Below are 2,633 nucleotides of genomic sequence, written 5' to 3'. Positions count from 1 at the left end.
AATTTAGCCTTTGAAATTTTTAAACAGATTTACACTTGTTTTGCACTTTGTAAATCATAATTTAAGACTATTTTATTTGAGTTTAACTTGTCTTGAGCCTTATTTTTATTTGTTAATCTTTGATTCACATTAGTATCGTTGCCATTTGTAAAATATTCAAAATGTAAGATTATAACTTGTTTATTTGGGACAATATTTGGATGAGCTTTATTTTTCAACAGTAACCCAGCATAGCCAATAATCTGTCCTTGCTTTATACTATTACCAACCTTTACAAGCAGTCTTTTTGCATCTAATTCTCCATATCTAATGATAAATTTTCCATATTTAGAAGTTTCGTGCAAGATTGTTATTTGGTAAGTGTCATAATAAAATCCACCAACACTTAACACTATTCCATTAGCTATTGCAACTATTTCAATATTGGATTGCGGACTTTTAATATTTCTTTCAAAGAAATCTGTATATAAATCCCTCCCTGCGTGTTTTCGTCCATTTTGTCTATTTCGTCCATAGATTGTTTGGCTTGCATTTTTATCTGTGAGATTTTTAATGCTCCAATCATAAGGCAAGCCCTTATCATTTAAGGGTTTTACTTTTAGTGGGAAAATAATCTCACATTCACTCCCATACCCCCACCTCCATTCTCACTTTATCTAGCTTAAATGTCATCTAATTTAATCATATAGGCGATAATGTATGCACCTTCAAAAGCATACGATTTATTTGCGGTAGCAGGGCTATTAGAGCCATTATCCATTTATGATTTCCCCATTGCTTAAGTCACTCATTATATAATACGGATTTATTATTTTTTAAGCTTTTGTCTAGCTTGCAAGATTCTAAAATTTTTGTTATAGATTGAAGTGTTTTATTATCTAAAACAAATTTTTCTTGTTTGCATTCACCGTTATTATATTGATATTGTGCGATTAATAACTTGCTATCTTTCCTACTTATCAAAACATCAACGCTCTTTTTATCATTCATATTAGGCACTGTATTAAAACGACTTAAGATCTCTAAATCATCTTTTCCATACTGCATATCTATCATAGAATAAAATCTACATCCACTCCCACAACTATGTGCCACAATAGAATATTTACCCGCAAAATTAATTGACAAATCCACTAATTTATTATTTATATCTCTGCATTCTGTGTTAGTACATTGATAATCTTTTGGAATTATTTTCTTATCATCATATACTTTGATAGGATATTTGCTAAACTCATTTGCGCTTAATATAACACAATATAAGAGCATTAATGCTAGTTTTTTCATTTACTTTTTCCTCATTTATAATCTAAAAATTTTGCAATTTCTTCGTTTGTGATTGCAAGTTCTGATCTTCCTTGCAATTCTTCTTCTAAGTGTTTATCATAATATTTTATAAAGTTTTGCATGGATTCGGTTCTTTGTCCATAACTTGCATTAGGAAGAGAAGCCCAAATATTACGACATTTTTTAGCGGTTTCTTGTACATTGCCATTTTGAATTTGTTGTAAGGCTTTGCAATAATGTTTTATCAAAACCAAACAAGCCTTATCTTGATTTTTTGGAGAAAAATCATTAATTTTATATTTTTTGCCAAATTTTATAACTATTTCATTCCAAGTTCTTGTCAAAAATTGATAAGCACCAGCTGCTGTGGAATAAATCATAGTGTATTCTTTTTTATTTCTATCAAAATATCTAATTGAAATTTTTTTGCTTGGATGTTTTGAAAAATCATCAAAAACACCTCCACCTACAAGTGTTTTATAGCCTTTATAATGAAGCGTTCCTTCCCCATATCTTAAAGCATACATAAAGGCTTTCAATCTTGCTATTTTTATACTCCCATACCCACCTCCATCCTTACTTTATCTAGCTTATATTTTAGCTTAAATGCTGTTAAGATGCTAAGAAATTCAGCAAAGCTATCATCTAAAAAGATTTCAGCATTTATGATGTTTTTGGTATTTTTGTTTGTTATGATGGCTACTTGCTTGGCTTTTTTATCATATATATTAAGGGTGTAGCCTTGATTTGGCATTGAGCTTAAAGGAAGTTCGTTTAAATTTATGTAGTAATCCTTTCCTTCTTTTATTGAATTCTTAGGGCTGTTTAAGGAAAAGGCACTAAGTGCAAAGGTCTTGGCTATCACTTTTTCATTCTCCACTATGTGCCACTCTTTGCCCTTGAATTCATTTTCTATTATCTGTAATTCTTTGCCATTAAATTTAAGATATAAGCTTTCTCTTGCCTCAACTACCTTGCTACCCTCTTTTACCCCCTCAAATTCATTCCTTATCACAAGATTTACATTTAAAAGCTCTATTTTGTGATTATTTTTTGCAAGTAGATGTTTGGGCTTGTTTGTGACACTATCTTTACTATCATTTTGCATTAAAAAAGCCATAACTTCACTTGCAAGGCCGTGAGTATGCTGTCCGCTTGATATTCGCATAATATTGCCCTTATCATCTTTATCAAGCTTAGAGCCTATTAAAAGGCATCCCTTTGAGTCTTTGATTTTTCCTCCACTATGGATTAAAATATTTCTATCCTTGTGTATATACTTGTTGTGTAAATTTAAAAGAGGCTTATAATACCTTTGCCTTCCCTTATTATCCTTATGTGGCTCA

Annotated in this window: 3 protein-coding genes and 1 pseudogene; all 4 read right to left on the bottom strand. The window is 30.7% G+C overall.

Annotated features, from left to right (window positions below):
- Positions 1–29: 29 nt before the first annotated feature.
- Positions 30–572 carry a M23 family metallopeptidase gene (locus tag DMC01_RS12195; RefSeq protein WP_246059237.1) on the bottom strand — a complete coding sequence of 181 codons (543 nt, stop codon included), beginning with the start codon at positions 570–572 and terminating at the stop codon, positions 30–32.
- A 211-nt stretch (positions 573–783) separates the two neighbouring features.
- The gene (locus tag DMC01_RS12190; RefSeq protein WP_142694456.1) at positions 784–1,287 is read right to left on the bottom strand and encodes a hypothetical protein; all 504 of its coding nucleotides are present in this window, start codon (positions 1,285–1,287) and stop codon (positions 784–786) included.
- Between the two features lie 11 nt (positions 1,288–1,298).
- A complete protein-coding gene (locus tag DMC01_RS12185; protein WP_142694455.1) occupies positions 1,299–1,826 on the bottom strand; it encodes a glycoside hydrolase family 24 protein in 528 nt (175 codons plus the stop codon).
- Positions 1,827–1,837: 11 nt separating this feature from the next.
- Positions 1,838–2,633 (bottom strand): annotated as a pseudogene (locus DMC01_RS13985) (hypothetical protein); the annotation flags it as partial.

This window comes from Campylobacter troglodytis (assembly GCF_006864425.1).
Classification (GTDB): Bacteria; Campylobacterota; Campylobacteria; order Campylobacterales; family Campylobacteraceae; genus Campylobacter_D; species Campylobacter_D troglodytis.
This window is presented reverse-complemented; position numbering and strand designations above follow the sequence as displayed.